Here is a 1,796-nt window from a genome sequence, read left to right as displayed (position 1 = left end):
AATTAGACCTTTGAAAACTGAACAAAGTTTCGACAAATCAAATGTGTAGGGTCTAGCAATCTTCGAGATTGTTAGCAAAACATTTGCGAAGTCAATTCGTGAAAACAATTAATAAATTTGAACCAACTTTTTAAATGAGCTTTTTTAGAACTCATCATTAATTTGAGAGTTTGATCCTGGCTCAGGACGAACGCTGGCGGCGTGCCTAATACATGCAAGTCGAACGAACTCTGGTAATGATTGGTGCTTGCATCAAGATTTACATTTGAGTGAGTGGCGAACTGGTGAGTAACACGTGGGAAACCTGCCCAGAAGTGGGGGATAACACCTGGAAACAGATGCTAATACCGCATAACAACTCGGACCGCATGGTCTGAGTTTGAAAGATGGCTTCGGCTATCACTTTTGGATGGTCCCGCGGCGTATTAGCTAGATGGTGGGGTAACGGCTCACCATGGCAATGATACGTAGCCGACCTGAGAGGGTAATCGGCCACATTGGGACTGAGACACGGCCCAAACTCCTACGGGAGGCAGCAGTAGGGAATCTTCCACAATGGACGAAAGTCTGATGGAGCAACGCCGCGTGAGTGAAGAAGGGTTTCGGCTCGTAAAACTCTGTTGTTAAAGAAGAACATATCTGAGAGTAACTGTTCAGGTATTGACGGTATTTAACCAGAAAGCCACGGCTAACTACGTGCCAGCAGCCGCGGTAATACGTAGGTGGCAAGCGTTGTCCGGATTTATTGGGCGTAAAGCGAGCGCAGGCGGTTTTTTAAGTCTGATGTGAAAGCCTTCGGCTTAACCGAAGAAGTGCATCGGAAACTGGAAAACTTGAGTGCAGAAGAGGACAGTGGAACTCCATGTGTAGCGGTGAAATGCGTAGATATATGGAAGAACACCAGTGGCGAAGGCGGCTGTCTGGTCTGTAACTGACGCTGAGGCTCGAAAGTATGGGTAGCAAACAGGATTAGATACCCTGGTAGTCCATACCGTAAACGATGAATGCTAAGTGTTGGAGGGTTTCCGCCCTTCAGTGCTGCAGCTAACGCATTAAGCATTCCGCCTGGGGAGTACGGCCGCAAGGCTGAAACTCAAAGGAATTGACGGGGGCCCGCACAAGCGGTGGAGCATGTGGTTTAATTCGAAGCTACGCGAAGAACCTTACCAGGTCTTGACATACTATGCAAATCTAAGAGATTAGACGTTCCCTTCGGGGACATGGATACAGGTGGTGCATGGTTGTCGTCAGCTCGTGTCGTGAGATGTTGGGTTAAGTCCCGCAACGAGCGCAACCCTTATTATCAGTTGCCAGCATTAAGTTGGGCACTCTGGTGAGACTGCCGGTGACAAACCGGAGGAAGGTGGGGATGACGTCAAATCATCATGCCCCTTATGACCTGGGCTACACACGTGCTACAATGGATGGTACAACGAGTTGCGAACTCGCGAGAGCAAGCTAATCTCTTAAAGCCATTCTCAGTTCGGATTGTAGGCTGCAACTCGCCTACATGAAGTCGGAATCGCTAGTAATCGCGGATCAGCATGCCGCGGTGAATACGTTCCCGGGCCTTGTACACACCGCCCGTCACACCATGAGAGTTTGTAACACCCAAAGTCGGTGGGGTAACCTTCGGGAGCCAACCGCCTAAGGTGGGACAGATGATTAGGGTGAAGTCGTAACAAGGTAGCCGTAGGAGAACCTGCGGCTGGATCACCTCCTTTCTAAGGAATATTACGGAAACCTTACACATGATTGTTGAAACTTTGTTTAGTTTTGAGAGGTCTAACTCTCAA

Annotated in this window: 1 rRNA gene; it reads left to right on the top strand. The window is 48.7% G+C overall.

Going from position 1 to position 1,796, the window contains the following annotated elements:
- Positions 1-158: 158 nt before the first annotated feature.
- Positions 159-1,724 (top strand): 16S ribosomal RNA (locus FFM64_RS12300).
- Positions 1,725-1,796: the final 72 nt, after the last annotated feature.

It is taken from the genome of Lactiplantibacillus daoliensis (genome assembly GCF_005405005.1).
GTDB classification, from domain to species: domain Bacteria; phylum Bacillota; class Bacilli; order Lactobacillales; family Lactobacillaceae; genus Lactiplantibacillus; species Lactiplantibacillus daoliensis.
Note: the sequence above shows the minus strand (reverse complement) of the source record. Positions and strands in the feature narration are given on the sequence as shown.